21 protein-coding genes are annotated in these 25877 nt (G+C 74.0%); 9 read left to right on the top strand and 12 right to left on the bottom strand.

Annotation, left to right across the window (positions count from 1 at the left end):
* The first annotated feature begins 33 nt into the window (after nucleotides 1-33).
* Nucleotides 34-1497, top strand: coding sequence for a trehalose-6-phosphate synthase (locus tag MJ876_RS14060; RefSeq protein WP_240237100.1), 1464 nt, complete (start codon nucleotides 34-36; stop codon nucleotides 1495-1497).
* Nucleotides 1497-2894: an alpha/beta fold hydrolase gene (locus MJ876_RS14055; protein ID WP_240237098.1), complete on the top strand. Its 1398-nt coding sequence runs from the start codon at nucleotides 1497-1499 to the stop codon at nucleotides 2892-2894. Before MJ876_RS14060 ends, MJ876_RS14055 begins: the two co-directional genes overlap by 1 nt.
* A 122-nt stretch (nucleotides 2895-3016) precedes the next feature.
* Here MJ876_RS14055 and hemQ read toward each other — a convergent pair whose 3' ends face one another.
* From hemQ to MJ876_RS14020, 7 genes are all read right to left on the bottom strand, one after another.
* Nucleotides 3017-3724: a hydrogen peroxide-dependent heme synthase gene (hemQ, locus tag MJ876_RS14050; RefSeq protein WP_240237096.1), complete on the bottom strand. Its 708-nt coding sequence runs from the start codon at nucleotides 3722-3724 to the stop codon at nucleotides 3017-3019.
* Nucleotides 3721-5118 (bottom strand): protoporphyrinogen oxidase, encoded by a 1398-nt coding sequence (hemG, locus tag MJ876_RS14045; RefSeq protein WP_240237094.1) that lies wholly within the window; start codon nucleotides 5116-5118, stop codon nucleotides 3721-3723. The genes hemQ and hemG overlap by 4 nt, the downstream gene beginning before the upstream one ends.
* Nucleotides 5119-5183: 65 nt before the next feature.
* The gene (locus MJ876_RS14040) at nucleotides 5184-5696 is read right to left on the bottom strand and encodes a flavin reductase family protein (RefSeq protein WP_240237092.1); all 513 of its coding nucleotides are present in this window, start codon (nucleotides 5694-5696) and stop codon (nucleotides 5184-5186) included.
* Nucleotides 5693-6235, bottom strand: a complete 543-nt coding sequence (locus tag MJ876_RS14035; RefSeq protein ID WP_240237090.1) for an NADPH-dependent FMN reductase — start codon at nucleotides 6233-6235, stop codon at nucleotides 5693-5695. The genes MJ876_RS14040 and MJ876_RS14035 overlap by 4 nt, the downstream gene beginning before the upstream one ends.
* Nucleotides 6232-7404, bottom strand: a complete 1173-nt coding sequence (locus tag MJ876_RS14030) for an LLM class flavin-dependent oxidoreductase (protein WP_240237088.1) — start codon at nucleotides 7402-7404, stop codon at nucleotides 6232-6234. Before MJ876_RS14030 ends, MJ876_RS14035 begins: the two co-directional genes overlap by 4 nt.
* A 63-nt stretch (nucleotides 7405-7467) precedes the next feature.
* Nucleotides 7468-8616 (bottom strand): dimethylsulfone monooxygenase SfnG, encoded by a 1149-nt coding sequence (gene sfnG / locus MJ876_RS14025; RefSeq protein WP_240237086.1) that lies wholly within the window; start codon nucleotides 8614-8616, stop codon nucleotides 7468-7470.
* Between the two features lie 143 nt (nucleotides 8617-8759).
* Nucleotides 8760-10031 carry an acyl-CoA dehydrogenase family protein gene (locus MJ876_RS14020; protein WP_240237084.1) on the bottom strand — a complete coding sequence of 424 codons (1272 nt, stop codon included), beginning with the start codon at nucleotides 10029-10031 and terminating at the stop codon, nucleotides 8760-8762.
* A gap of 155 nt (nucleotides 10032-10186) precedes the next feature.
* On the opposite strand from MJ876_RS14020, the gene MJ876_RS14015 reads away from it, so the two are divergent.
* Nucleotides 10187-11161 (top strand): LysR family transcriptional regulator, encoded by a 975-nt coding sequence (locus MJ876_RS14015; protein ID WP_240237082.1) that lies wholly within the window; start codon nucleotides 10187-10189, stop codon nucleotides 11159-11161.
* A gap of 70 nt (nucleotides 11162-11231) precedes the next feature.
* Nucleotides 11232-11675 carry a hypothetical protein gene (locus tag MJ876_RS14010; RefSeq protein ID WP_240237080.1) on the top strand — a complete coding sequence of 148 codons (444 nt, stop codon included), beginning with the start codon at nucleotides 11232-11234 and terminating at the stop codon, nucleotides 11673-11675.
* A 30-nt stretch (nucleotides 11676-11705) separates the two neighbouring features.
* Here MJ876_RS14010 and hemE read toward each other — a convergent pair whose 3' ends face one another.
* On the bottom strand, nucleotides 11706-12770 hold the full coding sequence (gene hemE, locus MJ876_RS14005) for a uroporphyrinogen decarboxylase (protein WP_240237078.1): 1065 nt from the start codon (nucleotides 12768-12770) through the stop codon (nucleotides 11706-11708).
* 70 nt (nucleotides 12771-12840) lie between these two features.
* On the opposite strand from hemE, the gene MJ876_RS14000 reads away from it, so the two are divergent.
* The gene (locus tag MJ876_RS14000) at nucleotides 12841-13464 is read left to right on the top strand and encodes a DUF3000 domain-containing protein (protein ID WP_240237076.1); all 624 of its coding nucleotides are present in this window, start codon (nucleotides 12841-12843) and stop codon (nucleotides 13462-13464) included.
* Nucleotides 13465-13480: 16 nt separating this feature from the next.
* Complete coding sequence (locus MJ876_RS13995) at nucleotides 13481-14776, top strand: ribonuclease D (protein ID WP_240237074.1); 1296 nt, start codon at nucleotides 13481-13483, stop codon at nucleotides 14774-14776.
* Nucleotides 14777-14839: 63 nt separating this feature from the next.
* Here the strand turns inward: MJ876_RS13995 and MJ876_RS13990 are convergent, their stop codons facing one another.
* The 3 genes from MJ876_RS13990 to hrpA form a co-directional block, all read right to left on the bottom strand.
* On the bottom strand, nucleotides 14840-16294 hold the full coding sequence (locus MJ876_RS13990; protein WP_240237072.1) for an extracellular solute-binding protein: 1455 nt from the start codon (nucleotides 16292-16294) through the stop codon (nucleotides 14840-14842).
* A gap of 268 nt (nucleotides 16295-16562) precedes the next feature.
* On the bottom strand, nucleotides 16563-17156 hold the full coding sequence (locus tag MJ876_RS13985) for a hypothetical protein (protein WP_240237070.1): 594 nt from the start codon (nucleotides 17154-17156) through the stop codon (nucleotides 16563-16565).
* 37 nt (nucleotides 17157-17193) lie between these two features.
* On the bottom strand, nucleotides 17194-21066 hold the full coding sequence (gene hrpA, locus MJ876_RS13980; RefSeq protein WP_240237068.1) for an ATP-dependent RNA helicase HrpA: 3873 nt from the start codon (nucleotides 21064-21066) through the stop codon (nucleotides 17194-17196).
* Between the two features lie 79 nt (nucleotides 21067-21145).
* Between hrpA and rocD the strand changes: the two genes are divergently transcribed.
* A complete protein-coding gene (gene rocD, locus MJ876_RS13975; RefSeq protein WP_240237066.1) occupies nucleotides 21146-22381 on the top strand; it encodes an ornithine--oxo-acid transaminase in 1236 nt (411 codons plus the stop codon).
* A 438-nt stretch (nucleotides 22382-22819) separates the two neighbouring features.
* Here rocD and MJ876_RS13970 read toward each other — a convergent pair whose 3' ends face one another.
* Nucleotides 22820-23422 carry a TetR/AcrR family transcriptional regulator gene (locus tag MJ876_RS13970; protein WP_240237064.1) on the bottom strand — a complete coding sequence of 201 codons (603 nt, stop codon included), beginning with the start codon at nucleotides 23420-23422 and terminating at the stop codon, nucleotides 22820-22822.
* A 53-nt stretch (nucleotides 23423-23475) separates the two neighbouring features.
* Here MJ876_RS13970 and MJ876_RS13965 point away from each other — a divergent pair, with 53 nt between their 5' ends.
* Nucleotides 23476-25005: an NAD(P)/FAD-dependent oxidoreductase gene (locus tag MJ876_RS13965; RefSeq protein WP_240237062.1), complete on the top strand. Its 1530-nt coding sequence runs from the start codon at nucleotides 23476-23478 to the stop codon at nucleotides 25003-25005.
* Nucleotides 25002-25838, top strand: coding sequence for an SDR family oxidoreductase (locus MJ876_RS13960; protein WP_240237059.1), 837 nt, complete (start codon nucleotides 25002-25004; stop codon nucleotides 25836-25838). Before MJ876_RS13965 ends, MJ876_RS13960 begins: the two co-directional genes overlap by 4 nt.
* The last annotated feature ends 39 nt before the right edge of the window (nucleotides 25839-25877 follow it).

The following is a 25877-nucleotide window of genomic DNA, read 5'->3' as shown; positions in this document are numbered from 1 at the left end:
GTGGCGGGTCGACACGCCGGATAGGGTCGCGACGTGGCCCTGAAGAACCGCTCGGCGGACCTCGTGATCGTGGCCAACCGCCTGCCCGTTGACCGTGTCGAGGAAGCGGACGGGAGCAAGTCCTGGCGAACCTCCCCCGGCGGGCTGGTGACGGCCCTCGAACCCGTGATGCGGGCGAACGACGGCGCCTGGATCGGGTGGCCGGGAGGCACCGAGACCGGCATGAAGCCGTTCACCTCCGACGGGCTCTCCCTCGTCCCGGAGTCGCTGAGCGCCGAGGAGATCGAGGAGCACTACGAGGGGTTCTCCAACGGCACCCTGTGGCCGCTGTACCACGACCTCGTCGCCAAGCCGGAGTTCCACCGCGAGTGGTGGGACTCCTACGTGCGGGTCAACCAGCGCTTCGCCGACCGCGCCGCCAGGATCGCCGCCGAGGGCGCCACCGTCTGGGTGCAGGACTACCAGATGCAGCTCGTGCCGCAGATGCTCCGCGAGGCCCGCCCCGACCTCAAGATCGGGTTCTACCTCCACATCCCCTTCCCGCCCGGCGAGCTCTTCCAGCAGCTGCCGTGGCGCCGCGAGATCCTCCAGGGCCTCCTCGGTGCCGACCTCATCGGCTTCCAGCTGCCGGGGGCCGCGCAGAACTTCGTCCGCCTGGTGCGCCAGCGGGTCGGCCACAAGACGCACCGCGACCTCGTCTACCTGCCCGACGGCCGGACGGTGAAGGCCGCCGCCTTCCCCATCTCCATCGACACCGAGGGCTTCGAGGAGCTGGCCGCGTCCGAGCCGGTGGCCCAGCGCGCCAAGGAGATCCGCGAGGCGCTCGGCAACCCGAGGACCATCTTCCTCGGCATCGACCGCCTCGACTACACGAAGGGCATCTACGCCCGGCTGCGCGCCTTCTCCGAGCTGGTCCGCGACGAGCACCTGTCGGTGCGTGACTCGGTGTTCGTGCAGGTCGCGACGCCGTCGCGCGAGCGGGTGGAGCAGTACCGCCGCCTCCGCGACGACATCGACCGCCTCGTCGGGCGCATCAACGGCGACCTCGGCGAGATCGGCCGCCCCGTCATCTCCTACCTGCACTCCTCCTACCCGCGCGAGGAGATGGCGGCGCTCTACCGTGCGGCGGACGTGATGGTGGTGACGCCGTTCCGGGACGGCATGAACCTCGTGGCCAAGGAGTACGTCGCCTGCCGTCTCGAGGAGGACGGCGCGCTGGTGCTGTCCGAGTTCGCCGGCGCCGCCGACGAGCTGCGGCAGGCCTGGCTGGTCAACCCCTACGACATCAACGGCATGAAGGCGGCGCTGCGCGAGGCGCACAACGCTGAACCGAAGGAGCTGAACCGGCGCATGCGCGCGATGCGGAAGACCGTGAAGGAGCGGAACGTCACCCGCTGGGCCGACAGCTTCCTGGCCGAGCTCGCGGCCACCCGGCCCGACCACGGCAAGACCGTGCGCCCGGTCGGCGACGGCGCCGACGAGGGGGACGAGAGCTGATGGCGCTGCCCGCCGTCCCCCTGGTCCCCCAGCCCCTGCAGCCGGACCAGGTGCTCTCCACCGTGGTCCGCGGCGCGGGCAACGTCGCGCACACCGTCCTGTACGGCGGGCTCGCCGACCTGCGACCCATGCCGCGGACCCTGATCGACGAGGGCGAGCTGCGCGAGGTCCACCACTACCGCCCGATGGCGGTCCGCGAGTCCGGCGACCCCGTCCTGCTGGTCACGCCCCTGGCCGCCCCCAGCCTGTGCTGGGACCTGCGCCGCGGCTGCTCCCTGGCGGAGCACCTGGTGACCGTCGGGCGTCCGACGTACGTCGTGGAGTACGGGCAGATCTCCTTCCGCAACCGGAGCCTCGGCATCGAGCACTGGGTCGACGAGGTCGTCCCGGCCGCCGTCCGCGCGGTCTCCGAGCACGCCGGCGGGCGCCCCGTGCACCTCGTCGGCTGGTCCCTCGGCGGGTTGTTCTCCCTGCTCGTCGCCGCCGACGGCCAGGACCTCCCGATCGCCTCGGTGAGCGTGCTCGCGACCCCGGTCGACACGCGCCTGGTGCCGATGGTCGCCCCGCTGCGACCCCTGCTGAACCTCGCCGGCGGCGGGGTCATCGACCGCGCCTACCGGCTCCTCGGCGGCGCGCCGAAGCCCGTCGTCCGGTGGGCGTTCCAGATGTCGTCGTTCCAGAAGTTCGTCACCAAGCCGGTCGCGATCGCCGCCCACCTCGACGACACCGAGTGGCTGGCGCAGATCGAGGCCGTCGACCACTTCACGGCGAACATGAACGCCTACCCGGGCCGCAGCTTCGGGCAGCTCTACCACCGCTTCGTGCGCTCCAACGAGCTCCGCCGCGGCTCCGTCACGCTCGGCGACCGCACCATCGAGCTCGCCGACGTGAGGGTGCCCGTCGCGGTCTACGCCGGCGCGAACGACGGCATCGCCCCCGTCGCCGCCGTCAAGGCGCTGGTGGGCCTGCTGCGCGGCGCCGAGACCGTCGACTTCGAGATCGTCCCCGGCGGCCACCTCGGCATGCTCACCGGCCGCGGCGCCCGCACGACCACCTGGCGCTCCCTCGACGACTGGTTCGAGCGGTTCAGCGGGCGGGAGGCGCCGGCGAGGAAGACCGCGGCGAAGAAGACCTCGGCGAGGAAGTCGACGGCCAAGAAGACCTCGGCGGCGAAGAAGTCGACGGCCAAGAAGTCGACGGCCAAGAAGACCTCGGCGGCGGCCAAGAAGACGTCTGCGGCGAAGAAGTCGGCGCCCACGAAGTCGGCCGCGGCGAAGAAGACCTCGGCGGCGAAGAAGACCAGCGACGCGAGGAAGTCCTCGCCGCAGCGCGGGTCCATCGGGTCCAACCCGACCCGCCGCTACGGCTCCGGGGTGTCGCGGCAGCTGTCAGGCTGAGCCCCGCCGCCGGCCGGCACCCGTCTCACCGGGCCTCGACCCGCCCTTGCGACCTCGCCCGCTCGGTCGCAGGCTCGCTCGACCTGACCCGCGTCGCGACCTCGTTCCTCGGTCGCGGCGGGTCAGGGCAGGCGGTCGACGAGGTCGGCGACCTCGACGCGGGCCCCGGTGTAGAAGGGGATCTCCTCGCGGACGTGGCGGCGGGCGCCGGAGGCGCGGAGGTCGCGCATGAGGTCGACGATGCGGCCGAGGTCGTCGGCCTCGAAGGCCAGCAGCCACTCGTAGTCGCCGAGGGCGAACGACGACACCGTGTTGGCGCGGACGTCGGGGTAGGGGCGCGCCATCTTGCCGTGCTCGGCGAGCAGGGCGCGGCGCTCCTCGTCGGGCAGCAGGTACCACTCGTAGGACCGCACGAACGGGTAGACGCACAGGTGCCGCTTGGGCTCCTCGCCGGCGAGGAACGCGGGCACGTGCGACTTGTTGAACTCGGCCGGGCGGTGCAGCGCCATCTGCGACCACACCGGCTCCAGGCGGGCGCCGAAGGCGGTGCGGCGGAAGCGGTGGTACGCCGACTGGAGCTGCTCGGAGTCGGCGGCGTGCCACCACACCATCACGTCGGCGTCGGCGCGCAGGCCGGAGACGTCGTACAGGCCGCGGACGACGACGTCGTCCTCCGCGAGGCCCGCGAGCAGCTTCTCGACCTCGGCGGCCTCGCCGGCGCGGTCCGCGGCGTCGCCGAGGACGTCGCGCAGCCGGAAGACCGACCACATCGTGTAGCGCGTGAGGGCGTTGATCTCCTTCAGCTTCGCCGCGTTCGTCTGCTCGCTCATGGCCCCATTCTGCCGCGCAGGCCCTCGTGGAGCTCAACGGCCGCCCGGTGGGCCGAGCCGATGACGGCCGGCACGCCGACCCCGTCGTACGCCGCGCCGCAGACGACGAGTCCGGGGACCTCGCCGACGGCGGCCCGGATGCGCGCCACGCGGTCGAGGTGGCCGACGGCGTACTGCGGCAGGCCCCCGCCCCACCGCTGCACCACGGCGTCGACCGGCCGGGCCTCGAGACCGGTGGCGTCGCGGAGGTCGGCGAGGGAGTCCGCGACGAGCTCGGCGTCGTCGCGCTGGAGCGTGGCCTCCTCCCCCTGGCGGCCCAGCGAGGTGCGCAGGTGGACGACGCCCCCGTCCGCCGCCGCGGCCCCCGCGGCGCGGACGTGGTCCCACTTCGCGAAGGAGAACGTCGCGGCCTTGATGCGGCGCCCGTCGACGGGCGGGACGAGGAACCCGGCCGCGCCGCCGTCGAAGCCCGGGAGGCCGGCCAGGTCGCGGGCCGCGAACGCCAGGGCGACGACGACCGTCGAGGCGGCCTCGACCGCGCCGAGCTCGACGGCCGCGGAGGGTGCCACCGCACCGAGCAGCCGCGAGGCCGCGGCGGGCGGGACGGCGAGGACGACGCCGTCCACGTCGAGGCGCTCCAGGTCCGTGGTGGGCCCAAGGGTCAGCGTGAAGCCGTCCGGGGTGCGTCCGAGGGCGCGGACGGTCGTGCCGACCCGGACCGGGAGGTCGCCGGCGAGCGCCTCGACCAGGGTGGTCATGCCGCCGGCCAGGCCCGCGAAGACGGGGACGCCGGCACCGGCGGCGGCCGCGGTGGTGCCGCGGTTGGACTCGGTGACGAGCGGCCCGCGGGCGGCGAGGTCGGCCAGCGCGGGCACCGTCGCCCGCAGCGACAGGCGGCGGGCGTGCCCGGCGTACACGCCGCCGAGCAGCGGCTCGACGAGGCGGTCGACGACCTCGTCGCCGAAGCGGGCGGCCACGAGCTCGCCGACGGCGAGGTCCTCGCCGTCCCAGGGCTCGACGCGCTCCACCCGGGCGCGCTCGAGGCCCGCGGGCGACAGCACGCCGCTCGCGGCCAGGTCGTCGACGTCGAGTGGCACGCCCATCAGCGATCGCGGCAGGGGGCGCAGGGCGCCGCGGGTCCAGATGCGGGACGACGCGCGCGTCGGGTGCACGACCTCCAGGCCGAGCTCGGCGGCCAGGGCGGACCCCTCCGGGCGCCGGTGCAGCATCGCCTCGGTGCCGACGTCGACGCCGACCCCGGCGACCTCGGCCCGCCGCAGCTTCCCGCCGGGGCGGTCCGACGCCTCGAGGACGGTGACGTCGTGCCCGGCGGCCACGAGGTCCCGGGCGGCGACGAGACCGCCGATCCCCGCTCCGACCACCGCGACCCGCACGTCCCCCAGCCTGCCAGGACGCCGAGGACGGGTCCGGGCCGACTCGGCGGCGTGGGAGGGGCTGCTCAGCCCGTGGCGGCGACGCCCGCGAAGGCGCTGCGGTGGAAGACCAGCGGCAGGGAGACGTCGCTGGCCTGCTCCACGGCGTGCAGCTGGAGCAGCACGATCGTGTGGTCGCCCGCCTCGACCTCGCGGTAGACGGTGCAGTCGAACCGGGCGAGCCCGTCGTCCAGGAAGAGCGAGCCGTGCTCGCTGACCGTGACGTCGATGTCGTCGAAGCGCCGCTCGACCGGGCCCGCGAGCTGGCGGCACACACCGCCGTGGTGGTCGGCGAGCACGCTCAGGCCGAGGTGGGAGGCGCGTCGCAGGACGGGCCACGTCTTCGACGAGTTGGCGACGGAGAACTGCACCAGCGGCGGGTCGAGGCTCACCGAGGTGAACGACGACGCGGCGAGCCCGGTGCGGACGCCGTCCACCTCGGCGGCGACGGCGACGACACCGGAGGGGAACACGCCGAAGGCCTCGCGAAGGCGGTCCGGGTCGAGGTCCTGGTTGGTGAACAGCGGGGTCACGGTCATGCGTGCGCTCCTGTCGTCGAGAGGGAGGGGGTGGGGGCCGGGCCGGCACCGAGCAGCCGCGTGGTCGTGGGCAGGACGGTCTCGATCCACCCGGCGTACGACGACTCCTCGTCGTACGCCGTGTCGTGCACGGCGAGCCCCTTGAGCACCGGGCCCGAGGAGATCTCGGCCAGCACCGGGCGCAGCACCAGCTCGGGGGCCAGGGCGTGCTGGGGCGCCGCGACGAGCATCAGGGGCACCACGACGCCACCGATCTGCCCGATCGCGAACCGGTCGAGGAACAGCTTCAGCAGACCCGTGTACGCCGTCTTGTACGTCGGGCTGGCCACCACGACCAGGTCGGCACCGGCGACGGCCTCGACGAGCCCGGTCACCCGCTCCGAGGTCCAGTCGAGCAGCTCGGGCCCGAGGTCGGCGAGCTCGATCACGAGGTCGGGCTCGCGGCCGGTCAGGCCGGCGACCACCCGCTCCCCCGCCGCGCGGGTGCGCGACGCGGGGCGCGGGTTGCCGACGAGCACCACGGTGCGGGGGGCGTTCACGAGACCGTCCGCGGGCCGTCGGCGCCGGCGAACGGCACGGCGGCGTTGCGGTGGCGCTCGGGACGAGCGTCCTTCCAGCGGCCGCGCTCGGCGAGGACGGGCAGCACGCCCTCGCCGAACCAGTACGCACCCTCGAGGTGCGGGTAGGCCGACAGCACGAACTCGTCGATGCCGAGGTCGGCGTACTCCTCGATCCGGTCGGCGACCTCGGTGTGGCTGCCGACCAGCGCCGTGCCCGCGCCGCCGCGGACCAGGCCGACGCCGGCCCAGACGTTCGGGTGGATCTCGAGGGAGTGGACGTCGTCGCCCTTCGCGCCCCGGTTGAGCTCCAGCATGCGGCGCTGGCCCTCCGACTCGCTGCGCTTCAGGCCCGACTGGACCTTCTCGATCATGGCCGGGTCGATCTGGTCGAGCAGGCGCTGCGCCTCGGCCCACGCCTCCTCCGAGGTGTCGCGGGTGATCGTGTGCATGCGGATGCCGAAGCGGACCTCCCGGCCCTCCTCGGCGGCCAGGCCGCGGATCCACTCGATCTTCTTCGCCACGGCCTCCGGCGGCTCGCCCCAGGTCAGGTAGACGTCGGCGTGCTTGGCGGCCACCCGGCCGGCGGCCGGGGAGGAACCGCCGAAGTAGATCTCCGGCAGCGGGTTCGGGATCTGGTCCAGCCGGGCGTTCTCGACCCTGAGGTGCTCACCGTCGTGGTCGACGGTCTCGCCGGCCCACAGCCGCCGGACGATGGTGAGGAACTCGTCGCACCGGGCGTAGCGGCCGTCCTTGTCGAGGAAGTCGCCGAACATCCGCTGCTCGTGGCTCTCCCCGCCGGTGACCACGTTGAGCAGCAGGCGACCACCGGTCAGGTTCTGGAACGTGCCCGCCATCTGCGCCGCGACGTACGGCGAGACGAGACCGGGCCGGAAGGCGACCAGGAACTTCAGCCGCTCCGAGGTCTGCGAGAGCATCGCCGTCGACAGCCACGCGTCCTCGCACCACGCGCCCGTCGGGGTCAGGGCGGCCTCGAAGCCGTTGTCCTCCGCGGCCCGCGCGACCTGGGTCAGGTAGGCGACGTCGCCGGGACGGCCGGCGGCACCGGGGTTGACGCCGTGGCCGCCGCCGACGACCTGGCGGCCGTCGCCACCGTTGGTGGGCAGGAACCAGTGGAACTTCAGGCTCATCTCTCTCCTCGTGGGTGCGTGCTGCCGGGGGTGCCGCGCGGTCGTGACGGGACGCCGTGCCCGTCAGGAGGCCACCAGGCTGCTGCCGCGCGGGCGACCGGCGAGGTCGTCCTCCATCTCGCGGATCAGCGGCAGGACCTTCTGACCGAAGTACTCGACCTCCTCCTGGAAGTGCAGGAAGCCCAGCAGCAGGAGGTCGGCGCCGGCCTGCTTCTGCTTGATGGCCTGCTCGGCGACCTGCTCGGGGCTGCCGACGAGGCCGGTCCGGAAGCCGTCGTTGTACTGGACGAGGTCGGCGAAGCTGGAGTCCTGCCACATGCCGCGGCCGTCGCCGGTGGACTGGCCGGCCTGCTTGACGGCGGCGCCGAAGCCCTCGACGGCCTCGGTGTCGGCGCGGTCGATGATCTCGCGGAGTACGTCGCGGGCCTCGGCCTCGGAGTCGCGGGCGACCATGAAGCCGTTGACGCCGACCCGCAGGCGGCGTCCGTGCTCGGCGGCGCCGCCCTTGACGACGCGCACCTGCTCGGCGATGCGCTCCGGGGTGTTGCCGTTCGCGAGGTACCAGTCGGAGACCCGGCCGGCCATGGCCTGGGCGTCACCGGAGTTGCCGCCCTGGAAGATCTCGGGGTGCGGGCGCTCGGGGCTCGACAGCGGCTTCGGCTTCAGGTCGAAGTCGTGGAGGCGGTAGAAGTCGCCGTTCACCTCGGCGTGGTCGCTGGTCCAGATCTCGCGGAGGTAGGTGATGAACTCCTCCGAGCGGCGGTAGCGCTCGCCGTGCTCGAGCCACTGCTCGCCGAGCTTCGTGAACTCGTCCTTGAACCAGCCGGACACCACGTTGACCGCGGCGCGGCCGCCGGAGAGGTGGTCGGCGGTCGCGAGGAACTTCGCGAGGACGCCGGGCTGCCACAGGCCCGGGTGGACCGCGGCGATGACCTTGAGGCGCTCGGTCGCGAGCAGCAGGGCGAGGCTGAACGAGGTCGACTCGTGCTGGTACGCCGCGCCGTAGCTGGCCATGTAGCGGACCTGGGACAGCGCGTACTCGAAGCCGTTGTTCTCGGCGGTGCGGGCGAGGCGCTTGTTGTACTCGTAGCCCCAGTCGGTGCGCTGCTCCACCTTCGAGACGACGAGGCCGCCGCTGACGTTGGGCACCCAGTAGGCGAAGGACAGGGGGGCGTCGGGGGCGAGGCTCTCGGTGGAGGCGTGCTGGGTCATGGGCGGTCTCCTTGAACTCGGTTAACTAGATCAGGTTGCTGGACTAAAGGGTCGGACTTCAACTCGACGGGCCCCGTGGGCCGTCGGATGCGGCGAGCCGGTGACAGGCGCCGCCTCGCACCCATCACGCCCGCGCCTGCCGCTCAGGCGGTGTCGGTGCGCTCGGTGCGGCCGATGGCCCAGGCGTACGGCGGGGCCGTGCCGTTGACGAGCGAGTCGCCGACGACGCGCGCCTTGAGGATGCGCGGGTTGTGCGAGGACACCGTCCGGGCGTTGCGCCAGTGCCGGTCCAGCGCCTTCTCGCGCGACGTCGCCGACGCGCCGAGGGTGTCGAAGAGGTCGGTGGTCGCGTCGAGCACGAGCTGGGTGACCACCACCTGGGCGACGGAGGACTCGACCTCCGCGGCCTCGAAGGCCGCCTGCTGGGCCTCGGCGTCGAGGGCGTGGGAGTCCGCGGCGCGCTGCATCGCCTCGCCGACACGCAGCGTCGCGGCCTCGGCGGCGTACACCCGGGCGGCGATCTCGCCCACCCGGGCGAGGACCTGCGCGTCGTCCCGCACCCGGGCGGCGTTGGCGTGGGAGTAGTTGCGGTCGCGGGCGCGGACCTCGCGGACCGTGTCGTCGAGCGCGGCGCGGCCGATGCCGACGAGGGTGGCGAGCAGGTTCAGCTGGTAGAGCGCCGTCTGGTAGCCGAACCGCTGACCGAAGGGGAGCACGTCGGCGTCGTCCACGACGGCCCCGCTGAACAGGGCCGTGCCGGAACCGGTGCCCCGCTGGCCGAAGCCGTCCCAGTCGTCGGAGACCACGACGCCGGGCTGGTCGGTGCGGACCAGCGCGATGGCGTACTGCGCACCCTCCCCGGTCGTCCGGCCGGTGCCGGCGACGCGGACGTAGACGTCTGCCCAGTCGGCGTAGATCGTGCCGGTCGTGTAGTACTTCGCACCGTCGAGGCGCCAGGCCTCGCCGTCGCGGGTGATGGTCGTCTTCTGGCTGTCCTGGGGGGTCGTCCCGACCTCCGACCAGGCGTTGCCGACGAGCTCGCCGGCGGCGAGCCGGCCGAACCAGGTCGTCTGGTCGGCGCCGCAGGCGTGCTGCCACAGCCGGTCCTCGACGAGGGCGCCGTGGCCGCGCAGCGCCTGGGCCAGGTTCGCGTCGGCCGCGGCGAGGTCGATCCACAGCGCGGTCAGGCCGACGAGGTCAAGCCCGTCGCCGCCGTGCTCGACCGGCAGGCGGACCGCCCCGACCCCCGCCTCGGCGAGCCGTCGGACGGCGTCGAAGGGCAGCTCGCCCTCCCGCTCACGGCGGACGGCGCCCTCGGCGATCTGGGCCAGCAGCGGCGCGAACCGGGCCCGGACGCGGTCCGCTGCGGGCTCCGCGGTACCCACGAAGGAGGGGGTCACCAGGGTGTCGGTCATCGGATCCGCCTTCCATTTGTCTATGATCTCGCTAGACAAAGTACTGACGGGGACGGCTCGGGCCACGCCCGGCACGCCACGCAGGTCCGTGGGGGCGCAAGGAACCGCCTCGCACCCCCGGCCTGCGGGCACCGATCGGACGACAGGAGCACAGGGTGCGGATCGAACAGCTGGAGTACCTCACCGCGGTGACCCGGCACGGGTCGCTGCGGCGCGCGAGCGAGCAGCTCCACCTCTCACAGCCCGCGCTGAGCGAGGGCCTGCGCAACCTCGAGCGCGAGCTCGGCGTGACGCTGCTCGACCGGCGGCGCTCGGGGGCGCGCATCAGCCGCGACGGCAAGGCGCTGCTGCCCGGGATGGTCGAGATCCTGGAGGCCGTGGACCGGCTGCGCAGCCAGGCGGGCCACCAGCGCACCAGTGCGCGCACGGTCCACGTCGGCACGGTGAACGCCGGGACGTCGCACCTCCTGGTGCCGGCGCTGCGGGACTTCCACGAGGCCGGGACCGGCGCCGCCGTCGAGGTCGTCACCAGCCAGCAGGCGCCGATCGCCCAGGCGATCGCCGAGGGCAGCCTCGACCTCGGCCTCGTGAACGCCCTGCCCGGGGACGACCAGCTGCCCGAGCTCGGGACCACCGTGCTGCTGCGGGGCGACGTCGTCGTCTGCTGCCCCGCCGACCACCCGCTCGCCCAGCAGGACAGCGTGACCCTGGACGACCTGCGGCTGGCCACGCTGGTCGGGATGCGCTCGGGCTACCTCATGCACCGCTTCCTGCACCGCGTCGCCGAGGGCGACCCGCCGACGGTGGCGATCGCCGCGGACGGCGCCGAGATGGGCAAGCTGCTGGTCGCCGAGGGCCTCGGCGTCACCGTCCTGCCCGACTACAGCATCGACAGCGACCCGCTGGTCAAGGCGGGCGTCATCACCTACCGCCCGCTCGTCGGCGTCCAGACCGAGGTGTCGCTGCTGATGCTGCACGCCGCCGCGGCGCAGCCCCCCGCCGTCCGGCTGCTGATGCGGGCCCTCGCCGAGCAGGCCGAGCGCCTCGCCGAGGAGGCCCTCGAGGAGCAGGCTGTCGCGGGCGTGGCCGCCGCACCGACCTCGGCGGGCGGGGCGCTCACCCCCGCCTGAGCACCCGGGGGTCGGACCTGAGTACGCCGACCCATGCGCCCCACGCCCGGTCCGGGCGAGCGTGGGGCACATGAACCCGCAGCCCTGGTCCCCCGCCGCCCCGCAGCCCTACCCGCAGCCGTGGTCGCAGCCGTGGTCGCAGCCGTGGTCGCAGCCGTACCCGCCGGCCCACACGCGGCCGCGCCCCACGCCGTACGCGGGCCCCGACCCCTCGGCGCACGGGGCGCGGGACCCGTGGCGGTGGCTCGTCGCCCCGGCCCTCCACGCGGCGGCGGTGGTCGTGGCGGGCGTCGTGCTCGCCGTGTGCGCCACCGTGGCCGACGGCGACCCGGGCCTCGGGACCGCGCTCCTGCAGTCCGTCCTCGGGGTGCTCGGCGCCCCCTTCAGCCTCGCCGCCCTCGCCGTCGCCGACTCCGCGCCGCCCGCGGCCACCGCCACCGTCCTCATGGCCACCGCCCTGCTCTGGGTCGTCCCCCACGCGGGCGTGGCCTACTGGCGCTCGGGCCGCCGCTGAGCGCCGCCCCCGGCGTCCGGGCCCGCAGGCTCAGCCGGCGTGGGACTGCACGAAGGCGGTGAGCTCCTCCAGGCGGGCCGGGTCCGTCGCGGGCAGGACGCCGTGGCCGAGGTTGAACACGTGGCCCCGGGCCGCGCGACCCGCCTCGACGACCTCGGCGGCCCGGGCGAGCATCACGTCGGCGGGCGCGAAGACGAGGGTGGGGTCGAGGTTGCCCTGGACGGCCCGGTCGCCGATGCGGGAGATGCCGACGTCGAGCGGGGTGCGCCAGTCGACGCCGACGACGTCCGCGCCGGCGTCACCCATGTCGGCGAGCAGCTCGGAGGTGCCGACGCCGAAGTGGATGCGCGGGACGCCCAGCGCCCCCACCCGCTCCAGCACCGCGGCGGAGTACGGCTTCACGTGCTCGCGGTAGTCGCGGGGCGAGGTCGCCCCGGCCCAGGAGTCGAACAGCTGGACGGCCGAGGCGCCGGCGCGCACCTGCACCTCGAGGTAGGCCGCGGCGATGCCGCCGATCTTGCGCATCAGCGCGTCCCACACGTCGGGGGCGCCGAACATCATGGCCTTGGTCCGCGCGTGGTCCTTCGACGGACCGCCCTCGACGAGGTACGACGCCACCGTGAACGGCGCGCCGGCGAAGCCGATCAGCGGGGTGCCGCCCAGCTCGCCGACGAGGCGGCGGACGGCGGCGTCGACGAAGTCGACCGCGTCCGGCGTCAGGTCCGGGATGGCCTCCACGTCCGCGAGCGTGGCGACCGGGTCCGCCACCACCGGGCCCACGCCGGGCTTGATGTCGAGGTCGACCCCGACGGCCTTGAGCGGCAGCACGATGTCGGAGAAGAAGATCGCCGCGTCGACGCCGTACCGGCGCACGGGCTGCAGGGTGATCTCGGTGACGAGGTCGGGGTCCATGCAGGCGTCCAGCATGGCGACGCCCTCGCGGACCTCCAGGTACTCGGGCAGCGAGCGGCCCGCCTGCCGCATGTACCAGACCGGCACGTGCGCCGGCCGCTCACCGCGGCACGCGGCCAGGAAGGGGCTGTCCGCGAGCCGGGGGTCGGGCTGGTGGTCACCTGTGCTCACGGCCTCGCTCACCCCACGATCCTCCCAGGTCAGACGGCGTGGCGGGCGGCCGGTCCCGGGACGGGCGGCTTACATTGTCATCATGGTCGTCGGTCACGAGCCGCGCCGCGGGGCCGGCACGGGCGTCGGCGGTGCAGCGTTCCCCGCCGAGTTCGCGACCGCGGTCGCCGCGATGCGTGACGCCGTGCTGCGACCCGAGGTGACCGCCGAGCAGATGCCCGCGCCGCAGCGGATCGCGCCGTACGCCGCCGCCCTCGCGGGCGACGTGGACGTCGACGGCGAGGAGGTCGGCACCGGCCGCCTGGTGCTGCTCCACGACCCCGCCGGCAACGACGCCTGGGACGGCACCTTCCGCTGCGTCGGGTACGTCCGGGCCGAGGTCGAGCCCGAGCAGGCCGGTGACCCCATGCTCGCGGAGGTCGCCTGGACCTGGCTGACCGAGGCGCTCGCCGCCCACCATGCGTCCTTCCGCGCCGCTTCGGGCACGGTGACCTGTGTGAGCAGCACCAGCTTCGGCGGGATGGCCGACGAGGAGCCCAGCGCCCAGGTCGAGATCCGGGCGTCGTGGACGCCCGAGGCCGACGAGATCGGTCGCCACGTCGAGGCCTGGGGCGAGCTGCTGTGCACCGCCGCGGGCCTGCCGCCCGTGCCCGACGGCGTGTCCGTCATGCCCAGCCGGCGCGGACACCGAGGACCGGGTCACTGAGGGCCCCGTGGACCCCGTGACGACACCTGAGGACACCACGGCCGACACCCAGGACCCGAGCGGGCCGGACGCCGAGGGGGCACCGGAGGCCCCGCCGGCCGAGCTGCTGACCCTGCGCGACGGGCTCCCCGAGGTCATCGACACCGACGCCGGCCTGGCCGAGGCGTGCGCGGCCATCGCCGGCGGCACCGGTCCCGTCGCCATCGACGCCGAGCGCGCCTCGGGCTACCGCTACTCCGCCCGCGCCTACCTGGTCCAGCTGCGGCGCGAGGGCTCCGGCACGTTCCTGGTCGACCCCATCGCCTTCGACTCCCTCGAGGAGCTCCAGGAGGTGCTGCGCGGCACCGAGTGGATCCTGCACGCCGCCACCCAGGACCTCCCCTGCCTGCGCGAGGTCGGCCTGCGCCCCGACGCGCTGTTCGACACCGAGCTCGCCGGACGGCTGCTCGGTCACCCCCGGGTGGGGCTCGCCACCCTCGTCGAGACGCAGCTGGGCAAGCGGCTGCGCAAGGAGCACTCGGCGCAGGACTGGTCGACGCGGCCGCTGCCCGAGCCCTGGCTCGAGTACGCCGCGCTCGACGTCGAGGCGCTCGTCGAGCTGCGGGCGGTGCTCGCCGACCAGCTCGAGGAGGCCGGCAAGGCCGAGTGGGCCCGCCAGGAGTTCGAGGCGCTGCTCGACCACCAGGCGCCCGTCCGCGTCGACGCGTGGCGCCGCACGTCGGGCATGCACAAGGTCCGCGGACGGCGGGGGCTCGCGGCGGTCCGCGAGCTGTGGCTGCGGCGGGACGAGGTCGCCGCCTCCCGCGACGTCACGCCGGGCCGCATCATCCCCGACTCCGCCATCGTCGCCGCCGCCCAGGCGCTGCCCACCGAGCGCCGCGCGCTGCTGTCGACGCCGGGCTTCCACGGACGCGGCGCCTCCCGCTACGCCTCCCGGTGGGTCGAGGCCCTGCGCCTCGCCGTGGAGATGGACGAGGCCGACCTGCCGCCCCGCTCCCCCCGCTCCGACGGCCCGCCCCTGCCCCGGGCCTGGGCCGAGCGCGACCCGGTCGCCGCCGAGCGCCTCAGCCTGGCGCGGGCCGAGCTGGCCGGGCTCGCCGAGGCGCACGCCGTCCCGACCGAGAACCTCATGACGCCCGACCTCGTGCGCCGGGTGCTGTGGGAGCCGCCCGCCACCCGCGACCCCGAGCAGCTGGCCGTCGAGGTCGACGCCGCGCTGCGCCGGCTCGGCGCCCGGGCGTGGCAGGTCGAGCTGGTCGCGCCGGTGCTGGTCCGGGCGGTGCTGGCCGCCGAGGCGAGCACCGACGACTGAGCCTGCGGTCGCGACCGCGGGTCGGGGCCACGTGGGACGGTCGACGGCCGTCCCCGGCGGCACTCAGCCCAGGGGGTCCGGGCTCTCCGACGGCAGCTCGAGGCCGGAGTCGTCCTCGTCGTCCTCGGAGTCGGGGATGCCGTCGGCGTCGACGTCACCGGGGGTCAGCACCTCGCGCGAGGCCAGGTCGGCCTCGACCCCGAGGGTCTGCAGGTCCTCGGGGGTGAGGACGGGCTCGCGGACCATCTGCTCCAGCGAGGGGTTCACGGCCTCGGCGAGCTCGTCGGTCGTGTCCAGCAGCGGCGGGAGGACGATGTCGCGCACGCTCTCGGTGAACACGTTGCTGCTGCGCGGCTGGCGGCTGGGCTGGACGAAGTCGTCGGAGACCGACACCTCCAGGTTCGCCGGCACCAGCTCGCCCTTGCGGGCCACCCGGCCGAGCGACTCCGGGGACAGCGCGTGGACGAGGAAGTCGGCGGCCAGCCCGGGGTCCGCGGCGTCCGCGGAGATGCAGATGCCCGTGACGTCGCCGATCGTGGCGTTCTGGCCCAGGAACGGGATGGGCATGACGTCGAAGGACAGGCCGTCGGCCTGGCGCAGGCGAGGCACGAGCGAGCGCGTGCCGGTGATCATCCCGAGCCGCCCGGCCTCGAACCACTCGACCCCGCTGCGCCGCTCGAGCTGCTCGTCGGTGAGGGTCAGCGAGCGGTCGCGCAGCAGCGGCAGGAAGGTCTCGAGCGCCGACTGCGTCTCCTCCGAGGAGAACGCCGTCGACACCGGGTCGCCGATGTCGTCGTACACCTGGCCCTCGGCGGCGTAGACCCACGGCGAGAAGCCCCGCAGCGTCGGGTCGACGTGGATCCCGCGGGTGCCCCGGGCGGGCCGGGTGGCGAACTGGGCGGAGCTCGAGATCTGGGCGAGGTTCCAGCCGTCGGTGGACTGGGCGCCCTCGATGCCGCGCGCCGCCATCCGGTCGAAGTCGACGAGGTCGGTGTTGTAGTAGACGACCACCGGCGAGATGCCGATCGGCATGCACTGCAGCCGGTTGTCGCTGCTCAGCGCCTGGACGGCGTCGCGGGAGTACCCGTCGCCGAAGTCGACGCCGCGCTCGTCGAGCAGCTCGTCGACCGGCTGGACCAGCTCGCCGTCGACGAGGCTCGCGATCTCGTTGCGGTCGGCGAGGAAGACGTCGGGCAGCTCCCCGGCCTCCGCCTTCTCGACCAGGGCACCGGTCTCGGTGGGCAGGCGGGTCGTGTCGACCGTCGTCCCCGCGTCGTCGTCGAAGTCGGCGGCGACCGCCCGCCACGCCTGCGCCTCGGCGTCGGAGGACGAGATCCCGAAGCTGAGGCTCGCGGGGGTCTGGTCGGGCGACGGGTCCGGGCCGGCCGGCTCGTCGGCGTCCGGCGAGCAGGCGACGGTGGCGACCAGGACGGCCAGCGCGGCGAGGGCCGACGCGGCGGTGCGCCGGAGGCGACGGGGGGACCGTGGGCGTGCACCGTGCTGCTGACCCGCTGACAAGACCCGTGCCCTCCCGCACTGCCGAACCGTGCCCGGGTCGCGGACGATCCGGAGCGGCCACCCTACAGACGGACGGACCAGGGGGTCCGCGGCGGAGGGTGACGACACACCGGACCGGGAGCGCCTCACGGCGCGTGGCCGCTCGTAGCGGCTTCAGTTGGGACCCGGGGCTGCCGCGGCCCGGCGTGCCGTCACTGACGATTTTAGCGCCGGGGGGCACACGGCGACACCACCTCGGCGCCATCGTCCACAGGGCGGCCCACGTCGGCTACGACAGGCCCGCGGCGAGCTCGGTGTGGCCCGAGGCCTCGAGCTGCTCGGAGAGCAGCAGCATGCGCGCCACCTGGTCCGGCGAGGCCTCGTCGAGCTCGGCGCGGCCGGTGGCGACGACGCGGGCGAACGCCGCGGCGCGCAGGAGGACGTCGGCGAAGTCGCTGACGGCGATGCCGCGCAGGACCTCGTCGACCATCGCGCGGAGCTCGTCGGGACCGGGCGGCTCGGCGACCCCCGCGACGACCCGGGCGACCTGGGCGTGGCGTCCCGCGTCGTACTCGCGGGCGACCGACACCGGGTCGGCGTACACCCACGAGCGGAGGAGGTACAGGCGCCACAGGCAGCCCGCGAGGGAGTCGGCCGGGGAGTGCGACCAGACCTGCGCGAGCGCGTCGAGGCCCTCGGTGTCCGCGAGGTGCAGCACGCGGTCGACCATCCCGGCGTCGTCGGTGCCGCGGACGCCGCGCACCAGCAGCGTGGCCGCGACCTCGGCGGCCTCGGTGAGCGCGGCCGGGTCCTCGCCGCCCTCCCGGGCGTCGAAGAAGTCGTTGCCCGGGCGGACCGGGCGGTGGTGGGGCCGTTCGCTCATCCCTCCATCTCACCAGCCCGCCCGAGCGCCGCGGGTCTCAGCCCAGCAGCTTGCGGATGCGCGCGTCGCTGACCTTCTCGGCCGTGCCCAGTCGCTGCGCCCAGGTCGAGACGCGCAGCTCCTCCAGCAGCCACCGGGCGCGGCGCAGGTGGGCGCCCATCGGGCGGCCGGGCGGCAGCGCGTCGACCCGGTGCCGCCAGGCGTCGACGACCGGGGTCACCTGCGCCATGAGCTGGCGGTCCTCCGCGAGGTGGGTCCCGAGCCGTTCGCGACGGACGAGCAGCGCCTGGAGGTGGACGGCGACCCGCCGCAGCCGGGCGGCACCCGCGTCGGCCAGGAAGCCCGGCCGCACGAGCGCGGCCAGCTGGTCGCGCATGTCGGTCAGGGACGGCAGCTGCGCCATCTCGGCGCGACCGCCGAGCGCCTTCTGCGCCTCCCGCCAGCGCTCGAGGACCCGCAGGACGTCCGGGAGCGCGGCGGCGACGCGCTCGGCGTGACCGTCGCGGGCGGCGCGCTCCAGGGCGGCGTACGCCTGTTCGTCGCGGACGGCGGCGGCCCCGCCGGGCCACGCGTCGACGGCGTCGGTGAGCACCGCCAGGCTCAGGTCGTCCAGCAGCGCCGTCGCGGTCGGGTACGGCGTCGAGGCCAGGCCGAGCTTCTCGGCCGTCGACAGCCCGTCGAGCAGCGTCCTCGTCGGCGCCGGGACGGCGAGCGCGAGCAGCCGTCGTACGCCGAGCCGGTGGCGGGCCTCGGCCTCGTCGGCGGTGCCGAAGACGCCGAGGCCGACGGTCCTGCGTCCGTCCGGGTGGGCCTCGTCGTCCAGCCCGGGGAAGGCCTGGACCTCGTGGCCGCCGCGGGTCCAGGTGCCCGAGGTCGGCACGGTCCCGAACGTCCAGGTCGTCTGCCCGGTCACGGTGGTCTCGTCGGCGGCCTCCTGGACGGCCTGGGCGAACTCGCCGCGCAGGGGCGCCTTGAGGGCCTCGAGGTCCTTGCCGCGCGCCGCCTCGGCGCCCTCGGCGTCCAGCACGCGGAAGGTGGGGCGGAGGTGGCCGGGCACCTTGTCCCAGTCCCAGGCCTCGCGGGGCACGTGGACCCCGGTCGTCGCGCGGAGGTGGCGCTCCAGGGCGTCGAGCAGGGGCTCCTCCCCCGCCGGGACGGCGTCGAGGAACTCCGCGGCGCGCTGCGGGGCCGGGACGAAGTTCACCCGCAGCGCCTTGGGCAGGCTCCGGATCAGGCTCGTGACGAGCTCGTGGCGCAGGCCCGGGACGTGCCAGGAGAAGTCCTCGTCGCTGACCCGGTTCAGCGTGGCGACGGGGACGTCGACCGTCACGCCGTCGTCGGCCGCGCCGGGCTCGAAGTGGTAGCGCAGGTCGAAGGTCAGACCGTCCGCACCGGTGCCGCTGGGGGCGGCCCACGCGTCGGGGAACTCCTCCTCGGTCACGCCCGCCCCGTCGTGGGTCAGCATGTCGGGGTCGAAGGTGAGCAGGTCGGGGCGCCGGCGGCGCTCCGCCTTCCACCAGGTGTCGAAGTGGGCGCCGGAGACGACCTCGGCGCCGACACGGGCGTCGTAGAAGTCGAAGAGCGTGTGCTCGTCGACGACGATCCCGCGGCGCCGCGCCCGGTGCTCGAGCTCCTGCGCCTCGCGCAGCAGCCGCGCGTTCTCGGCGAGGAACCGGTGGCGGCTGTGCCACTCGCCGTACACCAGCGCGTGGCGGATGAACAGCTCCCGGGACAGCTGCGGGTCGACCTTCCCGAAGCCGATCAGGCGGTCGGCGACCAGCGGGACGCCGTACAGGGTGACGCGCTCGCGGGCGACGACCGAGCCCCGGCGCTTCGACCAGTGCGGCTCGGCGTAGGTGCGCTTGACCAGGTGGGCGCCGAGGCGCTCGGCCCACTCGGGCTGGATCGCCGCGACCTGGCGGCCCCAGAGGCGTCCGGTCTCGACGAGCTCCCCGGCCATGACGAACGGCGGGTTGCGGCGGTGCAGCCCGCTGCCCGGGAAGATGGCGAACCTCGCGCCGCGGGCGCCGAGGTACTCCCGCGGGCCGCGGCGGCGCTCCTTGGGCGGCGCGCCCGGGGCGGGCTTCTCGCGCTCCTCGAGCAGCCCGATCTGGCTCAGCAGGCCCGACAGCAGGGCCTGGTGGATGCCGTCGGCGTCGGGCTCGTCCTCGGGGCCGCGCTGGGGCCCGAGGCGGACGTCCATCTCCTTGGTGACCTGGCGCAGCTGGGACTCGAAGTCCTGCCACTCCCGCACCCGCAGGTAGTTGAGGTGCTCCCGCTTGCACATGCGGCGGAAGGCGCTGGACGACAGGTCGCGCTGCTGGGCCCGCAGGTAGCGCCACAGGCTGAGCCAGGACAGGAAGTCCGAGGTCTCCGAGCGGAACCGGGCGTGGAGCTGGTCGGCCTGGGCGCGCTGCTCCAGCGGGCGCTCGCGGGGGTCCTGCAGCGACAGCGCGGCGGCGATGACGAGGACCTCGCGGACGACGTTCAACCGCTCCGCCTCGAGGACCATCCGGCCGATGCGGGGGTCGACGGGCAGCCGGGCGAGCTTGCGGCCGAGGCCGGTGAGCTGGCGCCTGCCCCTGCTGCCCTTGATCGCGCCGAGCTCCTCGAGCAGCTGGACGCCGGCGGTGACGTCGCGGCTCTCGGGCGGCTCGACGAACGGGAAGTCGGCGAGCTCGCCGAGGCCGAGCGCGGCCATCTGCAGGACGACGCTGGCGAGGTTGGTGCGCAGGATCTCGGGGTCGGTGAACTCCGGGCGGGCGTCGTGGTCCTCCTCGGAGTAGAGGCGGATCGCGATGCCCGCCTCGACACGGCCGCAGCGGCCGGAGCGCTGGCGGGCGGAGGCCTGGCTGATGGGCTCGACGGGCAGCCGCTGGACCTTGGTGCGCGCCGAGTAGCGGCTGATCCTCGCGACGCCGGAGTCGACGACGTACCGGATGCCGGGGACGGTCAGCGACGTCTCGGCGACGTTGGTGGCCAGGACGACGCGGCGCACGACGTTGCTGGACGGCCGCGCGAAGACGCGGTGCTGCTCGGCGGCCGACAGGCGGCTGTAGAGGGGCAGGACCTCCAGGCGCGAGCCGCCCCTCGGTTCGAGCGCCTCGGTGAGGGCGTCGGCGGTGTCGCGGATCTCGCGCTCACCGGGCAGGAAGACCAGGACGTCGCCGGGGCCCTCGCGCGACAGCTCGCGGACGGCGTCCACGACGGCCTCGGTGGTGTCGCGCTGGACCGGCTCGCCGTCCTCGTCGTCCTCGGGGAGCTCGAGAAGGGGGCGGTAGCGGACCTCGACGGGGAAGGTGCGGCCGGAGACCTCGATGATGGGCGCCGGGGTGCCGTCGGGTTGCGCGAAGTGCTCGGCGAAGCGCTGCGGGTCGATGGTCGCGGAGGTGATCACGACCTTGAGGTCGGGGCGCCGTGGCAGCAGCTGCTTGAGGTAGCCCAGGAGGAAGTCGATGTTGAGGCTGCGCTCGTGGGCCTCGTCGATGATGAGGGTGTCGTAGCGCCGGAGCATCCGGTCGCGCTGCAGCTCGGCGAGCAGGATTCCGTCGGTCATCAGCTTCACGCGGGTCGAGCTCGAGGTGCGGTCGGTGAAGCGGACCTGGTAGCCGACCGGGCTGTCGTCGCCGAGGCCGGTGCCGAGCTCCTCGCCGATGCGCTCGGCGACGCTGCGGGCGGCGATCCGCCGGGGCTGGGTGTGGCCGATCAGGTCACCCCTCCCGTCCTGGCCACGACGTCCTCGGCCACGCCCCAGCTCGAGGCAGATCTTCGGCAGCTGGGTCGTCTTGCCCGAGCCCGTCTCGCCCGCGACCACAACGACCTGGTGGTCGCGGATGGCGGCGGCGATGTCGTCGCGGCGGCCCGAGACGGGGAGCTCGGGCGGGAAGTGGATGCGCACAGCAGGGCCCATTCTGTCGCACGCCGCCACCGGCCCTGACCTGCGCGCCGACGATGCGGCGTACGGCGGGGCTCGCGTTACCGTGAAGGGCATGAGCACCACCACCAGCACCGCCCTCGACACGCAGCCCCGCACCCCCGAGCTCGCCGCCCTGGCGGACTCGCGCACCGCGCACAACTACCACCCCCTGCCGGTGGTCGTGGAGCACGCGGAGGGTGCCTGGATGACCGACGTCGACGGACGTCGCTTCCTCGACCTGCTGGCGGGCTACTCCGCGCTGAACTTCGGCCACGGCCACCCGGCGCTGCTGCGCGCCGCGCACACCCAGCTCGACCGCCTGACCCTCACGAGCCGCGCCTTCGTCCACGACCAGTTCGGCGCCTTCTGCGCCGAGCTCGGCGACCTCGCCGGCAAGGACCTCGTGCTGCCGATGAACACCGGCGCCGAGGCCGTCGAGACCGCGATCAAGGTCTCGCGCAAGTGGGGCTACCAGGTCAAGGGCGTCGCCGACGGCCAGGCCAAGATCATCGTGGCGAACGGCAACTTCCACGGCCGCACCACGACCGTCGTCGGCTTCTCCGACGACCCGGACGCCAAGAACGGCTTCGGCCCGTTCGCGCCGGGCTTCGTGCACGTGCCGTACGGCGACGCCGAGGCGCTGCGCGAGGCCATCGACGGTGACACCGTCGCCGTGATGATCGAGCCCATCCAGGGCGAGGCCGGCGTGCTGATCCCGCCGGACGGCTACCTGCGCGCGGTGCGCGACATCTGCACCGAGAACGACGTGCTGTTCATGGCCGACGAGATCCAGGCCGGCCTCGGGCGCACCGGCAGGACGTTCGCCTGCGACCACGAGGACGTCGTCCCCGACGTCTACATCCTCGGCAAGGCTCTGGGCGGCGGGATCGTCCCGGTGTCGGCGGTCGTCGCGGACCGCGACGTCCTCGGCGTCCTGCGCCCCGGCCAGCACGGCTCCACCTTCGGCGGCAACCCCCTCGCCTGCGCCGTCGGCCGCGAGGTCGTCTCGCTGCTGGGCAGCGGCGAGCTGCAGGCCCGCGCCCTCGAGCTCGGCGAGCTCATGCGCGAGCGCCTCGAGGCCCTCGTCGGCCACGGCGTCCACGCCGTCCGCACCCGCGGGCTGTGGGCAGGCGTCGACATCGACCCCGCCGTCGGCACCGGCCGCGCGGTCTGCGAGGCCCTGATGGACCGCGGCGTCCTCGCCAAGGACACCCACGGCTCCACCATCCGCCTCGCTCCCCCGCTCGTCGTCTCCGCCGAGGACCTCGCCTGGGGCCTCGACCAGCTCGTGGACGTCGTCCAGGGCTGACCGCCGAGTCGGCCCGAACGCACACCCCACGGACGCCGAGTCGGCCCGAACGCACTTCCCACGGACGCGAGTCGGCCCGAACGCACTTCCCACGGACGCCGAGTCGGCCCGAACGCACACCCGAAAGACGCCGACTCGGCCCGAATGCACGCCCCACGGACGCCGAGTCGGCCCGAACGCACGCCCCACAGACGCCGAGTCGGCCTAAACGCTCGAACAAGGCCGCTCCGGGGCAAGCCATCGGCGTCACCGCCGTGCCACGGGCAGTGCGTTCCACGACGTCGCCGACGCGTCTTCGGGCCGACTCGGCACTTTCTGGACGTGGGTTCGGGCCGACTCAGCACTCTCTGGACGTGCGTTCGGGCCGACTCGGCGCTCTCCAGGCGTGCGTTCGCGCCGACTCGGCGCTCTGCAGGCGTGCGTTCGGGCCAGGTCGGCCTACGGGGCGCTGTCGACCAGGTGCTGGAGGGACGCGGCGAGGGAGAGCAGCAGGTTCTCGCGGGTGATGCCGCGGGGGTGGGCGGCCCAGCCGAGGACGACCTCCTCGACCATCGCCCCCCAGCCGCGGGCCATGAGGCGGGCGCCGGGGGTGTCGGGGACGGTCTCGCCGCCGTCCTCGTCGAAGATCCGGTCCGTCATCGCGGCGAGGACCTCGTCGTGGATGGCCCGGACGGTCGGGTTGCCGCTCGAGGCGCCCTTCACCAGCGACAGGTAGCTGTCGTAGTGCTCGACGACGTAGCCGACGTAGGCGTCGACGGAGGCCAGCAGGCGCTCGACCGGGTCACCGGACGGCGGCGGCGCCGTCCGTTCGATCAGCTCGTCCGCGACCCGGCGCACGACGGCCTCGTGGAAGGCGTGCTTGCCACCGAAGTAGTGGTAGAGCAGCCCGCGGGAGACCCCGCCCTCCTCGGCGAGCACCTCCACCGACAGCTCCTCCACCGACCGGGTCGCGAGCAGCCGGACCCCGAGGTCGAGCAGCTGCGAGCGGCGCTCCTCCGGGGCCAGGCGGGCACGGCGGCCGGCGGGGGTGGTGGTGGACACACTCGCATCATAACTGTTGACGCTCGTTCAATAGCGCCCCTACCGTCGTCCCCATGACCGACACCACCCTCAGCGGGCACGTCGACCACCTCGTGGTCGGTGCCGGGTTCGCCGGCCTCGCGATGGCCATCAAGCTCGACGAGGACGGCGAGCGCGACTTCCTCGTCCTCGAGAAGGGCCACGACGTCGGCGGGACCTGGCGCGACAACACCTACCCCGGTGCCGCGTGCGACGTGCCGAGCCAGCTCTACTCGTACTCGTTCGCGCCGAACCCCGAGTGGTCCATGTCGTTCTCCCCGCAGCCGGAGATCCAGTCCTACATCCAGCGCGTGGCGCAGGAGTCGGGCACGCTGGACCGCTTCCGATTCGGGGTGACGATGCTGGACGCGCGCTGGGACGAGCGGGCGCAGCACTGGCAGGTGTCGACCGACGCGGGCGACCTCACGGCGACCACCCTCATCTCGGGCGCGGGTGGCCTCTCGGAGCCCCGACTGCCGGACATCGAGGGCATCGGGTCGTTCGCCGGCCAGACGTTCCACTCCGCCCGCTGGGACGACGACGTCGACCTCACCGGCAAGCGTGTCGCGGTCATCGGCACCGGCGCTTCGGCGATCCAGATCGTCCCGGAGCTCGCCAAGGTCGTCGGGCACCTCGACGTCTACCAGCGCACCGCGCCGTGGGTGATCCCCCGCAACGACCGGCACTACACGGCCCTCGAGCGGTTCGCGTTCCGCCACCTGCCGGGGATCCAGAGGCTCTACCGGACGGCGATCTACTGGGGCCGCGAGTGCTACGTCCCCGCGTTCACGAAGGAGCCGCGCCTGGCCGCGCCGGCGCAGGCCCTGGCGCTCGGCAACATCGCCCGCGCGATCAAGGACCCCGAGCTCAAGGCCAAGGTGACGCCGGACTACCGGATCGGCTGCAAGCGGATCCTCATCTCCAACGCCTACTACCCGGCGCTCGCCTCCGACCACGTCGACCTGGTCACCGACCGGATCGCCAGGGTCACCCCGACCGGCATCGTCACCGCCGACGGGACCGAGCGCGAGATCGACGTGCTCGTCGTCGCCACCGGGTTCCACACGACCGACCAGCCCATCAGCCACCACATCCACGGTCGCGGCGGCCGCTCGCTCGGGGAGACGTGGGCCCGCAACGGCATGGCGGCGTACAAGGGCACGACGGTCCACGGCTACCCGAACTTCTTCCAGATCGTCGGTCCCAACGTCGGTCTGGGCCACAGCTCGATGGTGTTCATGATCGAGTCGCAGGTCGCCTACATCCGCGACGCGATCGCCACCATGCGCCGGGACCGGTACGCCGCCCTCGAGCCGCGCGCCGACGTCCAGGAGCGCTACAACGCCGACCTCCAGGACCGCATGGAGGGCACCGTGTGGTCGGCTGGCGGCTGCGCCAGCTGGTACCTCGACGACCACGGTCGCAACACCACGCTGTGGCCCCGCGCGACCTTCACCTTCCGCCGCCAGACCAGCGCGTTCGACGTGCAGGCGTACGACGTCGAGGGCCCCCGCACGGACCGCACCGACCGCACCACCCAGACCCCCGAGGAGATCCCCGCATGAAGACCCTGACCGACAAGGTGGTCGTCGTCACCGGCGCCGGCTCCGGCATCGGCCGCGCCCTCGCGGTCGAGGTCGCCAGCCACGGCGCGCAGGTGGCCGTCTCCGACGTGAACGAGGCCGGGCTCGCCGAGACCGTCGAGCTCGCCAAGGCCGCCGGCTCGCCGCTCGTGCACGCCGCGCGCCTCGACGTGTCCGACCGGGCCGCCTTCACCGCGTACGCCGCCGCGGTGCGCGAGCACTTCGGCCGGGTCAACGTCGTCGTCAACAACGCCGGCGTCACCATGACCGGCGACTTCCTCGACACCACGCCCGACGAGTGGGACTGGATCATGTCCATCAACCTCGACGGCGTGGTCACCGGCACCCGGGAGTTCCTGCCCGACCTCATCGCCTCGGGCGACGGTCACCTGGTGAACATCTCGTCGCTCTTCGGCCTGATCAGCGTGCCGGGCCAGAGCGGCTACAACGCCTCGAAGTACGCCGTCCGCGGCTTCACCGAGGCCATCCGCGAGGAGATGCTCGTCGGCGAGCACCCGGTCGGCGTCTCCTGCGTGCACCCGGGCGGCATCAAGACCGGCATCTCGCGCAACGGCCGCAAGACCGTCGGCAGCGACGCCGAGGCGATCGACATCCTCTTCGAGGAGAAGCTCGCGAAGATGGAGCCGGCCCGCGCCGCGCAGATCATCGTGCGGGGCATCCTCCGCGACAAGGCCCGCGTCCTCGTCGGCATCGACGCCCACCTCATCCACCACGCCGCGAAGACGGTGGGCTCGCGCTACCAGGACGTCACCGCCCGCCTCACCAAGCGGATGATGCCGGCCCGCCGCGGCTGACCCCAGCGGGGTCCGACGCACCCGCCGCACCGCCGACGC

This window comes from Nocardioides sp. CFH 31398 (assembly GCF_022436705.1).
Classification (GTDB): Bacteria; Actinomycetota; Actinomycetes; order Propionibacteriales; family Nocardioidaceae; genus Nocardioides.
Note: the sequence above shows the minus strand (reverse complement) of the source record. Positions and strands in the feature narration are given on the sequence as shown.